Source organism: Janthinobacterium sp. Bl 1 (assembly GCF_058215535.1).
Genome location: NZ_CM177086.1, coordinates 3,968,557 through 3,984,578, shown reverse-complemented (window position 1 = coordinate 3,984,578; position 16,022 = coordinate 3,968,557). Strand labels below are relative to the sequence as shown.

The 16,022-nt window shown below is 65.3% G+C and carries 13 protein-coding genes; 3 read left to right on the top strand and 10 right to left on the bottom strand.

Annotated elements, in window-relative coordinates:
• Window positions 1-15 precede the first annotated feature (15 nt).
• From AC4BCN_RS17945 to wrbA, 6 genes are read right to left on the bottom strand one after another with little or no spacing between them, the layout of a single operon-like run.
• Window positions 16-1,092 (bottom strand): lipocalin-like domain-containing protein, encoded by a 1,077-nt coding sequence (locus tag AC4BCN_RS17945; protein ID WP_490491394.1) that lies wholly within the window; start codon window positions 1,090-1,092, stop codon window positions 16-18.
• On the bottom strand, window positions 1,092-3,683 hold the full coding sequence (locus AC4BCN_RS17940; protein WP_490491393.1) for an FtsX-like permease family protein: 2,592 nt from the start codon (window positions 3,681-3,683) through the stop codon (window positions 1,092-1,094). The genes AC4BCN_RS17945 and AC4BCN_RS17940 overlap by 1 nt, the downstream gene beginning before the upstream one ends.
• Entirely contained in the window at window positions 3,671-4,099 is a 429-nt protein-coding gene (locus tag AC4BCN_RS17935; RefSeq protein WP_490491392.1) for a DUF4124 domain-containing protein, read from the bottom strand. The genes AC4BCN_RS17940 and AC4BCN_RS17935 overlap by 13 nt, the downstream gene beginning before the upstream one ends.
• On the bottom strand, window positions 4,096-5,511 hold the full coding sequence (locus AC4BCN_RS17930; RefSeq protein WP_490491391.1) for an FAD-binding oxidoreductase: 1,416 nt from the start codon (window positions 5,509-5,511) through the stop codon (window positions 4,096-4,098). The genes AC4BCN_RS17935 and AC4BCN_RS17930 overlap by 4 nt, the downstream gene beginning before the upstream one ends.
• Entirely contained in the window at window positions 5,508-5,918 is a 411-nt protein-coding gene (locus tag AC4BCN_RS17925) for a DUF2069 domain-containing protein (protein ID WP_070302812.1), read from the bottom strand. Before AC4BCN_RS17925 ends, AC4BCN_RS17930 begins: the two co-directional genes overlap by 4 nt.
• The gene (gene wrbA / locus AC4BCN_RS17920) at window positions 5,918-6,526 is read right to left on the bottom strand and encodes an NAD(P)H:quinone oxidoreductase (protein ID WP_490493614.1); all 609 of its coding nucleotides are present in this window, start codon (window positions 6,524-6,526) and stop codon (window positions 5,918-5,920) included. The genes AC4BCN_RS17925 and wrbA overlap by 1 nt, the downstream gene beginning before the upstream one ends.
• Before the next feature lie 67 nt (window positions 6,527-6,593).
• On the opposite strand from wrbA, the gene AC4BCN_RS17915 reads away from it, so the two are divergent.
• Together AC4BCN_RS17915 and AC4BCN_RS17910 are read left to right on the top strand one after the other, a co-directional pair.
• On the top strand, window positions 6,594-7,970 hold the full coding sequence (locus tag AC4BCN_RS17915; RefSeq protein ID WP_128142926.1) for a YihY family inner membrane protein: 1,377 nt from the start codon (window positions 6,594-6,596) through the stop codon (window positions 7,968-7,970).
• Window positions 7,971-8,092: 122 nt separating this feature from the next.
• Window positions 8,093-9,490, top strand: coding sequence for an esterase-like activity of phytase family protein (locus AC4BCN_RS17910; protein WP_338678986.1), 1,398 nt, complete (start codon window positions 8,093-8,095; stop codon window positions 9,488-9,490).
• A gap of 21 nt (window positions 9,491-9,511) precedes the next feature.
• Here the strand turns inward: AC4BCN_RS17910 and AC4BCN_RS17905 are convergent, their stop codons facing one another.
• Genes AC4BCN_RS17905 through AC4BCN_RS17890 form a run of 4 tightly spaced genes read right to left on the bottom strand, consistent with a single transcriptional unit; the run spans window position 9,512 to window position 15,080 of the window.
• Window positions 9,512-11,512, bottom strand: a complete 2,001-nt coding sequence (locus tag AC4BCN_RS17905) for a WG repeat-containing protein (protein WP_490491390.1) — start codon at window positions 11,510-11,512, stop codon at window positions 9,512-9,514.
• Window positions 11,513-11,538: 26 nt separating this feature from the next.
• The gene (locus AC4BCN_RS17900) at window positions 11,539-12,930 is read right to left on the bottom strand and encodes a PoNe immunity protein domain-containing protein (RefSeq protein ID WP_490491389.1); all 1,392 of its coding nucleotides are present in this window, start codon (window positions 12,928-12,930) and stop codon (window positions 11,539-11,541) included.
• Window positions 12,931-12,955: 25 nt separating this feature from the next.
• On the bottom strand, window positions 12,956-13,768 hold the full coding sequence (locus AC4BCN_RS17895; RefSeq protein ID WP_490491388.1) for an alpha/beta fold hydrolase: 813 nt from the start codon (window positions 13,766-13,768) through the stop codon (window positions 12,956-12,958).
• 1 nt (window position 13,769) lies between these two features.
• Window positions 13,770-15,080: an O-acetylhomoserine aminocarboxypropyltransferase gene (locus AC4BCN_RS17890; protein ID WP_490491387.1), complete on the bottom strand. Its 1,311-nt coding sequence runs from the start codon at window positions 15,078-15,080 to the stop codon at window positions 13,770-13,772.
• A 285-nt stretch (window positions 15,081-15,365) separates the two neighbouring features.
• Here AC4BCN_RS17890 and AC4BCN_RS17885 point away from each other — a divergent pair, with 285 nt between their 5' ends.
• A complete protein-coding gene (locus AC4BCN_RS17885) occupies window positions 15,366-15,989 on the top strand; it encodes a 2OG-Fe(II) oxygenase (protein WP_490491386.1) in 624 nt (207 codons plus the stop codon).
• Window positions 15,990-16,022: the final 33 nt, after the last annotated feature.

Here is a 16,022-nt window from a genome sequence, read left to right as displayed (position 1 = left end):
CATATTCGGTAGTGCTTATAACTTCATCGGCTGGACGTAGCCCGTCATTTCCAGATAGGCGCGGCCCACCGGCTGGCCGTCGCGCTCCACCGTCACGGCGCCTTCCCAGTACACGGCCCCCGTCGAGCGGCGCGAATCGAGTTCCTGGTCCGGCTGCAGCGGCTTGATGTGCCAGCGCGTGGCGCCAGTGCGGATCTCGGTGGCGACCGGGTATTCGGCTTGCGTGCGGGGCGAGCGCCACAGCTGCGTGGGCGTGAAATCGACGTCGCCGGGCGCGAACTGCGTCATCTTACCGGACGCATCGCGCCATGTCGCGTGCGCCCATAGTTTAGCACCTGTCTTGCTGCGGATCTGGAAGGCCATCAGGGCGCCGCCGTCATCGAGGTTGGCGCCTATCCAGTTCCAGCCGCTGGCGTCCGCATCGAGCACCTGGCTCGACCACTCGTGATCGAGCCAGGTGGTGCCCGTCACGGCTTCCGGCTTGCCGCCCGCGCGCGCGATCGTGCCCGTCGTGCGCAGCTGCGGCTCGCTGTAGTAATAGCTCGATTGCGCGGGCCGCGCGCCCTTGCGCGAATAGCCGCCTTCTCCCTGCAGCAGCACGGGCTGGGTGGGGGAGAGGGTCAGCTGCAAGTTGAATTCGCGCGCGGCCAGGCTGACCTGGTAAGTACCGTCTTTTTGCCGCAGCATGCGCCAGTCGTCGAGCTTCACGTCCGTGTCGCCCACCTTGGCGTAGGCCAGGCCGAAGCCCTCGCGCGCGCTTTTCTCGTCGTGCAGCAGCTTGCCCACTTTCGGGTCGGACAGGGCCGCGTGGCCGATGATCAGCTGCTTGGGCGCGAACGCGCTGGGGTTGTCCGCGTCGGTGGCCGTCGCGCTGCGAAAGAAGGTGACCTGGTAGCCCAGCTGCTCGCCGCCGGCGGTTTTTACCCAGCCCGTGGCATACCACCATTCCGTTTTATAGGCGGGATGGGCGCCGAAGTCGTGCGGCAGGCGCAGGGTCTGGCCGGCCGGCAGCGGCGTGACGGGGGCGAAGGCGGGTGGCGCGGCCAGCGCAGGCAGGGCCAGCGCAAGCAACAAGATGGCGATATGGCGCATTACCAGTCCTCCCTGACGGCGCGGATGGGGCCAGCGGACAGCGCCTGGCGGCCCGCGATCAGCGCCGTGGCGGCGGCTGCCGTCAGCAGGGCGCCGGCCACGGTGGCGATCAAGGGCCACGGCAGGTGCAGCTGCATGGTCCAGTGGAACGATTGCGGATTGACGATGAAGACGAGCACAAAGCTGATCAACAGGCCCAGGACAAAACCGGTGGCGATGCCCAGCGCCGTCAGCGCGCCGCCTTCGAGCGCCAGGATGGATAAGATCTGCCCGCGCGTCACGCCCACGTGGCGCAGCATGCCGAATTCGCGCGCGCGCGCCAGGGTCTGTGCGGAAAATGTGGCTGCCACGCCGAACAGGCCGATGACGATGGCAATGGCTTCCAGCAGATACGTGACGGCGAAGCTGCGGTCGAAGATCTGCAGGCTCAGGGCGCGGATGGCCGATGGGTTCGACACTTCCAGGCTGGCGCCGAAGGGCAGCGCTTTCAGGCGCTGTTGCAGCGCGTCGCCCGTGGCGTCCTTGGCCAGCCACAGGGCCGCATCGCTCACGTCATTGTCGCCGGTCAGGGTGCGGTAATCGTCGAGCGGCATCTGGATGGCGCCGGACGAGCGCGCATAGTCGCGCCAGATGCCGGCGACAAAGAACTGGTGCAAGCCGCCCGCCAGCGGCAGGGCGATCTGCTGGCCAGGTTTGACGTTGTACAGGTCGGCCGCCGCTTCGGACAGCCACACGGGTTTTGCGCCATTGGGCACGGGCAGGGTGTCGCCCACCAGCACCATGCTCTTGCCCGGGTCTTGCAAATTGATGGGACGCGCCAGCAGCGCCACGTTCGGGCGGTCGGGCGCCAGCGACAGCGAACGCACGCGCTGGAAATCCACCCTGGCTACCTCGGGCAAGGCGGTGATGCTCGCCTGTTCGCGCGGGTTCAAGCCTGCCGTGCCGCCGCTGGCGGCCGTGCGCGCATACACGTCGGCGGGCAAGATCTGCAGCAGCCAATCGTCGACGGAGACGCGGAAACTCGACACCATGATGGCCATCGCCACCATCAGGCTAAAGCTCGACAGCACGCCGCCGAGGGCGATGCCAGCCTGGCCCGAGGCGTTCGCCAGGCGGGCCAGGGTCAGGCTGCGCACGGGCGCATGTTTGCTCGTTTCCGTGCGCAGCCAGGCGCGTTGCAGGAAACGGAAGACGACGGCGGCCAGCTGCGGCATCAGGGCGATGGCGCCGATCAGCAGCAGCGCGATGGACAGATAGCCGAACAGGGGCAGTTCGAACACGGGAGGCAGGAACGTCAGGGCGCCGGCCAGCAGCAAACAAGCCAGCGCCGGCCAGGTTTTTGCCAGGCGCGTCGTCACGACTTCCTCGCTACCCGATTTCAGTGCGATGGCGGGGGCCGCGCGGGCCGCTTCCAGCGCGGGCGCGGCGCAGCCCAGCAAGGCGACGCCGAGACCCAGCGCGAAATAGACGAAGGCGGCGACGGGCGTGAACTGCACCTGCGGCTGCACGCCCGCGAAATAGCCGGCGCCCAGATCGCCGCCGAAAAAGCGCAGGGCCACGGCGGCCATGGCGTAGCCGCCGGCGATGCCCAGCGCGGCGCCGACGACGCCGAGGCTGGCGCCTTCCAGCAGCACCTGGCGCAGCAACTGCCCCCGTTCCATGCCCAGCACGCGCAGCAGCGCGAACTGGCCGCGGCGGCGGATGACGGACAGGGCCTGCGTGGAAAAGACCAAAAAGGCGCCCGTAAACAGGGCGACGAGGGCCAGCACCGTCAGATTGACGCGGTAGGCGCGGCTCAGGTTATTGTTGCGGCTATTCTGGTTTTCATCATTGGGCTGGCCCACCTGGAAACGCCCCGGGTACTGCGCTTCCAGTGCGCGAGTCAGGTCCGCCTGGAAGGCATCGCGATTCACGCCCTGGCGCAGTTTCAAGTCGATGCGCGACAGCTTGCCCAGCTTGTTGAAGCGCCATTGCGCCGCGCCGATATCCATCACGGCGATGCGCTGGCCGGCGCGTGCCCGTTGCAGCGAACCGGCCACGCGCAGGGACACCGTGCCCGTGCCCGATTGCAGGGCGACCTGGCCGCCTTCGGCCACGGCCAGCCAGCGCAGGGCGGCGGGCGATAAGAAGACGGCGTCGTCGGCCAGGGTGTCGAAAGGCTGGCCATCGACGGGCGCGCCGATCAGGTCGGGCGAGATGAAGCCCGCGTGGAAGACGTCGAGCGCCAGGATGTGCAGCGGGCCGCCGTCCTTCTTGCCGGCCACGCCGGCTTGCAGTTCCAGCACGGGCGAGGCCACGGCCACGCCGTCGCGCTGCGCCAGCTGCGGGTAGATGCTTTCGTCGAACAGCGCTTCGCGCCCGGCCACTTGTACGTCGGCCTGGCCGGACAGGCTTTTGACGGCCGTGGAAAATTCATTGAAGGCGGCCGCATTGATCAGATGGATAGCAAAGCCCAGCGACACGCCGATGGCGATGGCGAGGATGGCGACGAGGGCGCGCACGGGGTGAAAGCGCCATTCGCCCAGCAGCAGCCAGCGCGACAGCAGGCGCGTCGTCGCCGGGCTGGCCAGCGGCGCACTCAATTCAGGCATTCGACGGCCAGGCGTTCGCCGGCACGCCGCGCTTTCAGTTGCGCCGCGTCGCGGGTTTTATCGCCCGCGCCGACGGCGTCCTGTGCCGCCCATTTCTGCTCCAGGCGCAGCTGCGCGCAATGCTTGTCGCGCGCCTCCAGCTGTTTTGCGGCCCGTTCACGGGCCTGGTCTTCGAGCTTCTCGCGCTGCTTGCGCGCCGCTTCCATCTGGCTGGCCACCCGTTCCTGGCGCGTGGCCGCGCCCTTGTCGACGGCGGGCGGAGGCGAGGGAACTTCGAGTATCTGCAGCTGCCCGCCCGTGCAGGGCGTGGCGCTATAGCTGGTCTGGCCATCCTGCACGCATTTGTAGACGTCCTGCGCAGTGGCGGAACCAGCCAGCAAGACCATGGCACATAGCAGGAGGGACGGCGATGTCACAATATCTTCCCTGGATTCATGATGTTCTGCGGGTCCAGCGCCTGTTTGACAGCGCGCATCAGCTGCAGTTCCAGCGGCGACTTGTAGCGGGCCAGGTCGTCCTTCTTCAGCGCGCCGATGCCGTGTTCGGCCGATATCGAGCCGCCAAAGCCGTGGACCTGGTCATGCACGATGCGGTTGATCGCATCCTGGTTGGCCAGGAAGTCGCGGTCCGTCATGCCGGCGGGCGGTGCCACGTTGTAGTGCAGGTTGCCGTCGCCCAGGTGGCCGAAGCACACGAGCTGGCAGCCGAGGAAGGCCGTTGCCAGGGCCGCATCCGTGACGCTGATGAAGTCGGCGATGCAGGAAATCGGCAGCGAGATATCGTGCTTGATGTTCTTGCCCGCCTGCGCCTGCGCCAGCGGGATGTGTTCGCGCAGCTGCCATAGTCCCTCGGACTGCGCCACGGAACTGGCGACGACGGCGTCCTCGATCAACTCGTCTTCGAGTGCCGCGCCGATGCTCGCTTCCAGCAATTCCACGGCGTGCGCCTCGGACTGGCTGCTCGATAATTCGAGCAGCACATATTGGCCATGCTGCTCCGCGAAAGGACGCGGCAGTTGCGGGAACTGTTCCGCCACCAGTTGCAGACAATACTGCGACATCAATTCAAAGCCTGTCAGGCTGGCGCCGCAATGGTCCTGCATCAGCGAGAGCAGGCGCAGCGCGTGGGCGGGCGAAGGCATGGCGGCCAGCGCCGTGATGCAGGCTTTCGGCTGCGGATACAGTTTCATGACGGCGCCCGTGATGACGCCCAGAGTACCCTCGGCGCCGATGTACAGGTCGCGCAAATCGTAGCCCGTATTGTCCTTGCGCAGGCCGCGCAAGCCGCTCCAGATCTCGCCCTGCGGCGTGACCACTTCCAGGCCCAGGCACAGCTCGCGCGTATTCCCGTAGCGCAGCACGGCCGTGCCGCCCGCGTTCGTCGCCAAATTCCCCCCGATGGTGCAACTGCCTTCGGCCGCCAGCGACAGGGGGAACAGACAGCCGGCGGCGCTGGCCGCTTCCTGGATGGTTTGCAAAATGCAGCCCGCATCCACCGTGATGGTGCGGTTGACGGGATCGAGCGCGCGGATGCTGTTCAGGCGCGCCAGCGACAGCACGACGGCCGTGCCGGCGTCGTCGGGAATGCTGCCCAGCACCAGGCCTGTGTTGCCGCCCTGTGGCACGACGGGCACCTGCCATTGCGCGCAGGCGCGCAGCACGCCCGCCACCTGTTCCACCGTGGCGGGGCGCAGCACGGCCAGGGCCTTGCCCGTAAACCGGTCGCGCCAGTCGGTGAGGAAGGGCGCCGTGTCGGCGTCGTTGGTGAGTACATAAGTGTCGCCCAGCAGGTCGCGGCAGGCGGCAAGGAAGTCGGCTCGGTCAGTCATTTCTTGATGCTCACTTTATTCACTTTTTCCAGCAGTTCTTTGGCCATGCGCTTGGCCGCCTTTTTATACGGACGCAGATACAGCACGGCGCAGACAAAATAGATGCAGACGATGACCGCTTCGCCCCAGGCCATCAGGGCCGAGGTGGCGTTCGTGTCGCTGTAGCCGCGCACCACGCCTTCCGTGAAGTACAGCAGGATCACCATCGACGACCATTGCAGGGTGTAGACGTCGCGCTTGATGACGCCGTACAGTGGGATGAGCAGGGGCGCCGCCTTCAGGACGACCCAGGAGCCGCCCGGCTGCAGCGGGGCGACGACGGTTTCCCACAGCACGCACCAGACGATCAGTGTGACGAGGCTGGCGATGGCGCCCCAGTGAAAATACTTGTGCAGTACGCCGTGCATCATGCGCCTGCCAGTTTCGCGGCGTTTTCCGCCAGGCGCCGGCCCAGGGCGATGGCCAACCGCTTTTCATCGTCGCTGATCGCCTTGTCGCCGTCGATGCCCGACCAGTGCGTGGCGCCGTACGGCGAGCCGCCCGTGGATGTCGTCATCAGTTCGGGATGCGTGTAGGGCAGGCCCATGACCAGCATACCGTGGTGGAAGAGGGGAATCATCATCGACAGCAGGGTCGATTCCTGGCCGCCGTGCAGGCTGCCCGTGGACGTGAACACGCAGGCGGGCTTGCCGGACAGGCTGCCGGCCAGCCAGTCGCTGGCCGTGCCATCCCAGAAGTACTTCATGGCGGCGGCCATGTTGCCGAAGCGCGTGGGCGAGCCCAGGGCCAGGCCCGCGCATTCCTGCAAGTCGTCCAGTTCCACATATGGAGCGCCATCAGGCGGCACCTCGGGCGCCGTTGCTTCGGCCACCGTCGAGACGGCGGGCACGGTGCGCAGGCGCGCATCGCAGCAAGGCACGCTTTCCACTCCCTGGGCTATCAGCTCGGCCAACTGGCGCGTGGCGCCATGGCGTGAATAAAACAATACGAGAATAATCAGATTGGTTGGCTTCATCATTGGTATTATAGGGCGCTTTACAGCCTGATACGACTGCTGTCATGGCGCCGTTCTGATTTTGCACATGTTTTCAAAATATATATTCCCGTTCTTTCAATACCTGTGGCGCACCCTGCACATCGGTGCCGACATTGTGCGAGGCCTGACGTGGTCCGAAACGCGCGACCTGCTGCAGTTCGCGCGCCGCCGCGTGCGCGAGGAAAGCCTGCCGCAAGTGGCCGGCAGCCTGACGTTCGCCACCGTGTTCGCGCTGGTGCCGCTGCTCACCCTGGCCCTCGCGATCTTCACCACCTTCCCCCTGTTTAATACCTTCCGCCACGCGCTGGAAGATTATTTCGTGCAAAGCGTGATGCCGAAGGGGATATCGAACACCATCCTCGATTATCTGACCACGTTTGCATCGAAGGCCACGCGCCTGTCGGCCATCGGCGCGGGCGCCCTGATCGTCACGTCGATAGGCATGATGGGCTTGATCGAGCGCGTCTTCAACCGCATCTGGCGCGTGCGCCAGGAGCGCCGCTGGACCAAGCGTCTACTGGTTTACTGGGCCATCGTCACCCTGGGACCGCTGCTGGTGGGCGTGTCGCTGACGGTGACCTCGCGCCTCTTCATGGCCACCAGCGGCGTGGTGGGCGCCGTGCCTTTCATCGGCGCCGTGTTTTATACGCTGGTGTCGATCGGCCTGACCATGCTGGCGTTTACCCTGCTCTACATCGCCGTGCCGAACCGCGACGTGGACTGGCGTGACGCGGCCTGGGGCGGCTTGCTGGCGGCGCTGGCGTTCGAGGTGGCCAAGCGCGGCTTCGGCGAATTCATCCAGGAATTCCCCACGTATTCGCGCATCTACGGCGCGCTGGCCGCCTTGCCGCTGTTCCTCGTGTGGATATACCTGAGCTGGATGATCACCCTGGTGGGCGCCTTGCTGGTGGCCGCCTTGCCCGTCGTGAAATATGAGCGCTGGTGGTACGAAGCGGCGCCGGGCAGCGAATTTGTCGACGCCGTCGCGATTCTGAAAGTGCTGCACCAGGCTTGCCAATGCGCCGATTCGGCCCTGGTGGGCGCGGCCGACATCCGCCGCAGCACGCGCCTGGGTTTCGAAGAAATGGAAACCCTGCTCGACAAGATGGTGCAGCAGGGCTGGGTGGGCCGAGTCAACGTGGATGGCGCTGTGCGCGTGCAATGGGGCAAGCGCGTGGCCGACAGTTCCGACCACTGGGTCTTGCTGGGCAACGTCAACCGCATCAGCCTGGCCGATGTCTATCGCTTATTCGTCTTCGGCGGCATGCGCGTGAACTCCGGCTATCCGGCCGGTTCCACGAATGAACGCGACATCAAGGCGGCCGAAGAAGCGGCCGCGCTGGCGGCGCAGGTGGAAAACGCCGTGGAGCAGGGCCTGGGCTTGAGTTTGGCGCAGCATTTTGGGGAAGTGCGCTGCGCGTGACGGGCCCCGGCCGCGTGCTTCCTTGCCGGCCTATGCCCCGCACGATAGGGCGAGCATGTCATAAACTGGTCACCGAAGGCCGGTAAGCTTTCCTCTTCATTCATCTTGTTGAGGAAGCAAATATGCGTTGTCATTTGAGCGGTTTGAATGTGTGCCGCGGCCTGGCCATCGTGGTGGTCAGCGGCGTGCTCGCTGCCTGCGGCGGCAGTTCCTCTGCCGCTCCTGAGGCTGCGCCCAAGGACGGGGAAGGCCTGCCGCACCAGCTTGCCGGCTGGGCAGCGTTGCCTGACACGGCGCGCTGGCCAGGGCCGGTTACGGGACAGTTCACAGCCGCAGTGCTGGGCGTCACCCCGCCGTTTGCCAGTGGCGTGCCGATTCCCGGCTTTTCCGCGCTGCTCAGGAATGACGACGGCAGCTGGACTGCCATGGCCGACAATGGCTATGGCGCCAAGGGCAATTCGGCCGATTTCGTGCTCGGCCTGTATAACGCCAGCATCAACTTCCGCACGGCCGCTGACGCCAGCAAGACGCCTGGCAGCATCAAGCTCAACAGCTTCCTGGCCTTCAACGACGCCAAGGGTTTCTTAAACGATGGCAAGGGCGTCGATCTGAAAATCACGGCCGACTACGTCAACTACCCCAGCAACACCACCGGCGGCCTGGTCTTTGCCGACAGCGGTATCGCCGTGGATGCGCGCATTCGCGCTGGCCGCTTGCTGACCGGTTTTGATTTCGACATCGAGTCGCTCGCGCGCGCTGCCGACGGTACTTACTTCGTAGGCGAGGAATTCGGCCCCTATATCCTGCACTTCGACAAAAACGGTACGCTGATGGGCGACCCGGTTCCCCATCCTTTCCTGCGCAGCCCGGCCAACCCGGAAGTGCTGGGCAAGGGCGCCAGCATCACCTTGTCAGGCAGCCGCGGCTTCGAAAGCCTGGCCTACAACGCCGACCGCAGCCTGCTCTACGCGGTGCCGGAAGCGGCGCCAAGCGACCCGTCGCTGCGGCCCGTCGCAGCCGATGAGCGCTACCTGAACATCTTCGAGTTCGACCCCGGCACCATGCGCTACACGGGCAAGAACCTCGTGTACCGCAAGGATGGTGCGGTCAAGGACAATGGCGTCGTGATCGGCGACATGACCAATGTCGGCGGCAGCAAGTTCGTGCTGATCGAACGCGATGGCTTCTGGGGCGCCAAGGCCGTGATCAAGCGCCTGTACCTGGTGGACTTGAAAGAAAAAGACGCTGACGGCGCGCTCAAGAAAACGCTGTTGGTGGACTTGCTGAACATCTCCGACCCCAAAGGCATAGGCGGGCAGGTGAGCAATATGCCCGTGGGTAAGTTCAGCATGCCTTTCGACTCGGTGGAGAGCGTCGAAGTACTCGACGCCCAGACGCTGGTCGTGGCAATCGACACGAACTACCCGGGTGAAGACGGCCGCAAGCCAGGCAAACCGGACGACACCGAAGTCATTACCCTGCGTTTTGACAAGGCGATATTTGATCGTTCCGCCAAATAAAGACGACGGGCCGGCAATCCCTCATAGCAGGACCGGCCGCAAGGCCGCCTGCAGCGCCACTGCCTTGAACGCTTCCGCATCTTGCGCCCGCACCACGCCCAGATAATACGTATCCTCACCGTCCTGCATGTTCACGAGGCGCAGCTGGTGCGGCGCCAGGTGGGCGGCGATGGCGGCCAGTCCCTCGGCCATGGCGTCGCCGTCTTGCTGGTCCGCCCAGCGGAAGTCCCGCAGCGCGGGCAGGCCGATATGTCGGCCGATGAGGGCGATCTGTTCGACCGATTTCCAGTCCAGGGTGGTGCCGTGGCCCAGCGTATCGGCGGCTGTGGACCACAGCAGGAAAAAGCACGCCGCTTCGGGCGAGTCGCCGTCGTACTCTTCTTCCGGGTCGTCCTCCGCCAGCGCTTCCAGGGTCATGTCCACGCAGCGCGCGGCCAGGTCCGCATCGCCTTGTAAGAGCAGGGCGGCCATGCTGCGCAATTGCCCGCAGTCGGCCTTTGCCAGGATTTGCGCGGGCGTGAAGCTGCGGCGCCTGGCGGGCTTTTTCTTGCCCAGTCCCATGGCCTCGCTGAGCTGCGCTGTGACGTTGGCCTTGAAGTTTTCCACGGTGTCGAACTGCTCCAGCAGCTGGCCCGTGAAATCCATGCTCCAGGCCATGCCATCCTTGACGACATATAAAAAGTCGCTTTGCACGGCTACGCCGCGCAGATGGTGGGCCGGTGGGTACAGCGGCGTGAAAGCCGGTTTTCCATCGAGGGTCAGCATGCAGGCGAGGCCTTGCGCATCGATGGCGAAGATCAGGTTCTTGCGCAGCTTGGGCGGCGACGAGGTCGTGGCGCAATCGATGGCTTCGTACTGGCACGGCGCCAGCAAATCTCCCTGGCTATTCGCCAGGCCAAACAGGCAGCGCCCGTTGATGCGCTGGCTGACGATGGCGATCTTTTTCTTCGTGCCGAAATCGTGCACGGAGTTGTAGACGAGCGGCACCACGACCTTGCCCGTCTTGTCGACCACGCCGTGCACATTGCGTTTGTTGTCATCGTCAGCCTCATCTGTCTGGCGCTTGATGTCGATCAAGCCATCTTCGCGCAGGCATATGTTATCCACGCTGTCGATGAGCAGCGCGCCGTCGGGCAGGCGCAGCAGGCGGCTGGCGCCGTCCGGATCGATTCTCTGCAGCAGGTGGGGGCTGATCACGTACAGGGCACCGGGGGCGGGCGGCAGCACCAGCGTGCCATTCAAGTCCATGACGCCGTGCGCGTCGGGCGCGTCCGCCGTGGCAAAGGTGATCCAGCCATCGTCCGCATAATAAACGCCCAGGTCCACATAGCGCTGCGACAGCGGCACGATCCAGCGGCCATAGGGCGTGACCAGGCCGGTGACGTCCGGTTCGCCGGCGGTGCTCACTTCATAGCACAGCGCGTCTTCTTCCCAGCCCACCACTTCCAGGCCTTGCAGGAAAGGCAGTTCGTCCGTGCCCAGCTCCTCGACATCGGCCAGCTGCGCATCGGCCGTGGCCGACCAGTAGCCGGTGGCCGGCGATGCGGCGCCGATGGTCAGCAACGGCGCCAGCGCGTCCCGGTCGCCGCGCAGCAGGGCGGAGTGCAGCATTTGCGCTTCGGCGCGCAGGGCGTCGAGTCCGGCCGCGTAGTCCGGCGTGCCGATATCGTGCGCGATCAGCTGCACGCCATCGAGGATCAGCCACGGCTGGCCGCCGGCCAGCAGGGCGCTGATGGCGCCGCGCGCGACGATGGATGCGGCGTCGCGCGGCTTGTCCATCAGGGTGGACAGGGCTTGCCAGCTGGCTTGCGCCTGCGCCATCGGCGCGGCCAGCACGCAGGGGCAGTCTTCGCCATCACCATAGATGGGCCAGACGACGGCTTGCGTGCCGGCGCCGACGAGCAGCTTGAACAGCGTAGGTACGTCCAGCCGCCACTCGGCCAGGCCCGTGATTGCGTCGGTGTCGAAGCCGGCCTGGCCGGGTAAAAATGCGGTGCTGAACAGGGCTGCGGTATTGATCATGTCTCTTCGTTAAAAATATTGGGGGATCAGGGCGACGGCGGCATGAGCCAGTGCGCCAGCGCGCCGCGATCGAGACCCAGCTGCTTGGCCACGGCGGCCGCTTCGAAAGCCCACAGGCCGTAGTAGCCGCCCAGCCCCTGCGCGCGCAAATGGCCGTTGAACCAGTCTTCGTGGACCAGCGCGCCGTGCCAGCTGGCCAGGTAGTGGCGCAAGTGCTCGAGCTGTTGCGCAGGGTCTTCTGCGTCCAGGCAGTCGTAGAGGGCGGTATAAGGCTCGGCGAAATACCACTCGTCGATGGCGGGACGCTGGGGATCGACAGCGGACAGCAGCGCTTCGTACACGCCGTCTTCGCCATCGAAGGCCGTTTGCAGGGCGGCCAGGCGCATGGCCAGGTCGCGGCGGCCGAACAGCAGGGTCGCGCCCAGCAGCTGCAGGGTGCGCGCGTAATCGGTCAACTGTTCGAAGTCGAAGGCGGGCAAGGCGTCGTCATCGTAGGCCGTAGCCAGGGCCGCGCGCGCCGTCTCGCAGGCGGCAACGGCCGCTTCCAGCGCTGGCTCCACTTCCGGCAAGGGCAAGCCTGCCGTGTAGCGCAACGAGAAGACTTGGTAAGCCGTGCTGGCGGCCGCGCACGCCCAGTAGGCCGCGTCGCCGCCATCGTCTTCCGCCTGCGTCTGTGCGCGTGCGTAGGCGGCCAGCAAAGCGTCGAGGTAGACGAGGTTGCGGGCAAAATCGAACGGTGCGGGCGGCGTCTGGCGCGGCGTGCAAGGCCAGGGCGTGGACGAAGCCGGGCAGGCGTCGGCGCAAGCGCGCTGGATGGCCCAGTCGGCGAAGATTTGCTGCATATACTGCGCCGTCTCGTCGTCGTGGACGATGGCGCCGACGCCTACCATGGTAGTGCCCAGCAGGGTGTAGCCGGGAAAGCGGCTGCTTTCATAGGCGATGGTGGTCACGCTCTGGATGGTTCTGCCGTCGCTCAGGTCGCGCACGCGGAAGTAGACGTCGTCCCAGCCGGCCAGCGGTGGCGGTGGCGGTTCATTCGGCAGGGTAGTCCAGCTGCCGCCCGCCTGCTCTTCATAGGCGTCGAGCAGCTCGTCGAGGCCACCGGGGCGGTCGATGCGGTTGTTGGCATCGTATTGCAGGCCCAGTTCGGCAGCGAATGCTGCCGCGTGGCGGCCCTCGAAGACCAGGTACTGGGAGCTCGTGGTGCCGACCAGCAGATCAGTGTGCTGGCCCGCCACGACGAGCGCCTGCGGCAGCCGGCACCATTGGTAGTACGGAATGCCGGCCATGGGACCGCCTTCGTCCGCCAGCGGGTTGGTGAAGCGCAGCTGTTCCAGCCATTTATAGCGTTCGTGCCGCTCCGCTTCCGTGCCGCTGCCTCGGCCAGTCAATTCGTCAAACAGGGTATTCAACAACATGTGCATCTATCCTAAAAAAAAGCGTTCATGCGGCTGCCGTTTGCGCAAACGCAAACAGCGCGTCGAGTACGGCGTCGGGCTGCTCGGCCATCAATTCGTGTCCGCTGTCGACCTGCACCACCGTGCCATGCGCGATTGACTTGGTCAGTAGCCTGGTCGACTTGGGCGGTGTCATCATGTCGCGCGCGCCGAAAATGAATAAAGTGGGGCAGTGTACCGAAGCGGCGGCGATTTCGCCGTTCGCGTAGGCATTGCAGGCATAAAAATCCGTATGAAACACGTGATCGGGGTTGAGGGCGGCGATGCGCTGTTTCAGGCGCCGCGCGCCGCCCATGGCATAGAAGCCGGGGCCGGGGAACGACGGCTTTTGTGCGATCGACGAGTGCGACCAGATGTTGACCATGTCGATGGCCGCCTGTTCATCGTTCAGCGACGTTTCCAGCAGCGCTGGCGAGACCTTCATCGGATAGGTGGAGCCCAGCATGGCCAGGTGGCTGACCCGCTCCGGCGCCAGATGCGCCGCTTCCAGCGCGATCAGTGAGCCCATGCTGTGGCCGATCAGCATGGCCTTGGCCGCGCCGGCAGCGTCCAGCACGGCCAGTATCCAGCGCGCCAGCTCTTCAACGCTGCTTTTCGCCGCGCCCAGGCTGCGCCCATGGCCCGGCAAGTCGACGGCCAGCACGTTCCAGCCGTGGTGGGCAAAATAGCGCGTTTGCAGGGCCCACACGGAGTGATCGTTCTGCGCGCCGTGGATGAAGACGGCCGTCGGCTGGTGTGGATTAAAAGCCTTGCCACCCGTGTAGCAGTAGGCGACGGTATTATCGATGGTGAACAGCATCTCAGGCGCCTTTCTGCGACAGTTTCAGGCCACGGGCCAGGTCTTCGATCAAATCGTCCGCGTCTTCCAGGCCCACGGACAAGCGCATGGTGCCTTGCGTGATGCCCGCCTGCGCCAGCTGGTCGTCGGGTACGCGGAAATGCGTGGTGGAGGCGGGGTGGATGACGAGCGACTTGGTGTCGCCCACATTGGCCAGGTGCGAGAAAATCTTGAGGCTGTCGACAAAGCGCTGGCCGGCTGCACGGTCGCCGTGCAGGCGGAAGGTGAACACGCCGCCCGCGCCTTTGGGGAGCAGGGTTTTCGCCAGCTCGTAATCAGGATGCGATGGCAGTTCGGGGTAGGACACGGATTCCACGGCCGGATTGGCCAGCAGGAAGTCGATGATTTTGCGCGTGTTGGCCACGTGGCGGTCCATGCGCAGGCCCAGGGTTTCGACGCCTTGCAGGATGGCGAAGGCATTGTGCGGGCTCATGACGGCGCCGAAATCGCGCAAGCCTTCGCGCCGCGCGCGCAGGGCGAACGGCGCTACAGTCGATTCCTCGGCGAAGACCATGCCGTGGAAGCCTTCGTACGGCTCGCACAGTTCGGCGAAACGGCCCGTCCTGTCGTACGCCGTTTGCCAGTCGAAGGTGCCGCCATCGACGAGCAGGCCGCCGATGGCCGTGCCGTGGCCGCACAGGAATTTGGTGGCCGAGTGGAACACCAGGTCGGCGCCATGCTCGAAGGGGCGCAGCAAATACGGCGTGGTAAACGTCGAATCGAGCATCAGCGGCAGATGGTGTTCGTGCGCCAGGGCGGAAATGGTCGGGATGTCCAGCACGTCGAGGCCGGGATTGCCCAGGGTTTCGGCAAACAGCACTTTTGTATTTGGGCGGATGGCGGCGCGCCAAGAGTCCACGTCGCGCGGGTCGACAAAGGTCGTCTCGATGCCGAAGCGTTTCAGTGTGTAGGCCAGCAGGTTGTGCGAGCCGCCGTACAGGGCGCGCGAGGCAACGATGTGCGAACCGGCGCCGGCGATGGTGGACAGGCCCAGGTGCATGGCGGCCTGGCCGCTGGCCGTGGCGATGCCGGCCACGCCCCCTTCCAGCGCGGCGATGCGCTCTTCCAGCACGGCGTTCGTGGGATTCGAGATGCGCGAGTAGATGTGGCCGGCCCGCTCCATATTGAACAGCGAAGCCGCATGTTCCGAACTCTTGAAGGCAAACGAGGACGTGAAGTGGATGGGCGTGGCGCGTGCGCCCGTGGCCGGATCGGGCGCGGCGCCCGCATGCAGGGATAAAGTGTCGAAACCGGGGTATTTCGGGCCGCTCATGGTGTCTCCGCCAAGTTTTTATAGTGGCAAGATCGTAACCTGATTTGCAGCTGAGCAAAAGGTCTCCTGTGCAGGGCGCATGGCGCCGTGCTGGCGGGCAGGGCGTGTAACCTGTAGTGTAAAAAAAGTGACCGGCGCGGTGCGGCGGTGGTAGGATACCGGATCAGTGATATTCGGGCTGTTTGACCTGTGCGCGTGCGCCGCGCCGCAGGGAAGGCGGCTACGTGCCAGCGAATTCCTGGGCTTCAGGCGAACTCTCATCGCAAGTCCACCAGGAAAGATTTTATGCCCGCAATATCGTTCGACGGCTCCCTCGCCGTTCCCGGACTCTCTATCGTCGACGGCCTGTGCCAGGCAGGCTGGCTCATGCAAGAGCATTTTATCTCCCCTGAACTGAGCCGTCAGCTGGCCGCCGAATGCGTGCAATCCATGCTCAGCGGCAAGATGAAGGGCGCCGGCGTGGGCAGCGGCCATGCGCCGCTGCTGCAACCCGATATCCGCGGCGACCATATCGAATGGCTGGAAGCGGGCCGTTCCGAGGCGTGCGACCGCTACCTGGAACATATGGAAGCGCTGCGTTGCATGCTGAACCGCGAACTGTTCCTGGGGCTGGAAGAATATGAAAGCCATTTCGCGCTGTACGCACCGGGCGCCTTTTACCGGGCCCATCTTGACCGTTTCCGCGACGACGACAAGCGCACCGTGTCCGTCGTGCTGTACCTGAACGACGACTGGCTGCCCGAGCACGGCGGTGAACTCCGTTTGCACCCACAAGGCGCGCCCGTGGTGGACGTCTTGCCGCAAGCGGGCCGCATGGCCATGTTCATGTCGGGCGAGATGCTGCACGAAGTGCTGCCGACGGCGCGCGAACGCTTGTCCATCGCAGGGTGGTTCCGCCGCCGCGCGTAATGGAACGTGGCGCGCGATCCCCCCCGATTTGAT

Coding starts and splice junctions, on each gene's coding strand:
- AC4BCN_RS17945 (WP_490491394.1), bottom strand. CDS start 1,092: ATGCGCCATATCGCCATCTTGTTGCTTGCGCTGGCCCTGCCTGCGCTG.
- AC4BCN_RS17940 (WP_490491393.1), bottom strand. CDS start 3,683: ATGCCTGAATTGAGTGCGCCGCTGGCCAGCCCGGCGACGACGCGCCTG.
- AC4BCN_RS17930 (WP_490491391.1), bottom strand. CDS start 5,511: ATGACTGACCGAGCCGACTTCCTTGCCGCCTGCCGCGACCTGCTGGGC.
- AC4BCN_RS17925 (WP_070302812.1), bottom strand. CDS start 5,918: ATGCACGGCGTACTGCACAAGTATTTTCACTGGGGCGCCATCGCCAGC.
- wrbA (WP_490493614.1), bottom strand. CDS start 6,526: ATGAAGCCAACCAATCTGATTATTCTCGTATTGTTTTATTCACGCCAT.
- AC4BCN_RS17915 (WP_128142926.1), top strand. CDS start 6,594: ATGTTTTCAAAATATATATTCCCGTTCTTTCAATACCTGTGGCGCACC.
- AC4BCN_RS17910 (WP_338678986.1), top strand. CDS start 8,093: ATGCGTTGTCATTTGAGCGGTTTGAATGTGTGCCGCGGCCTGGCCATC.
- AC4BCN_RS17905 (WP_490491390.1), bottom strand. CDS start 11,512: ATGATCAATACCGCAGCCCTGTTCAGCACCGCATTTTTACCCGGCCAG.
- AC4BCN_RS17900 (WP_490491389.1), bottom strand. CDS start 12,930: ATGTTGTTGAATACCCTGTTTGACGAATTGACTGGCCGAGGCAGCGGC.
- AC4BCN_RS17895 (WP_490491388.1), bottom strand. CDS start 13,768: ATGCTGTTCACCATCGATAATACCGTCGCCTACTGCTACACGGGTGGC.
- AC4BCN_RS17890 (WP_490491387.1), bottom strand. CDS start 15,080: ATGAGCGGCCCGAAATACCCCGGTTTCGACACTTTATCCCTGCATGCG.
- AC4BCN_RS17885 (WP_490491386.1), top strand. CDS start 15,366: ATGCCCGCAATATCGTTCGACGGCTCCCTCGCCGTTCCCGGACTCTCT.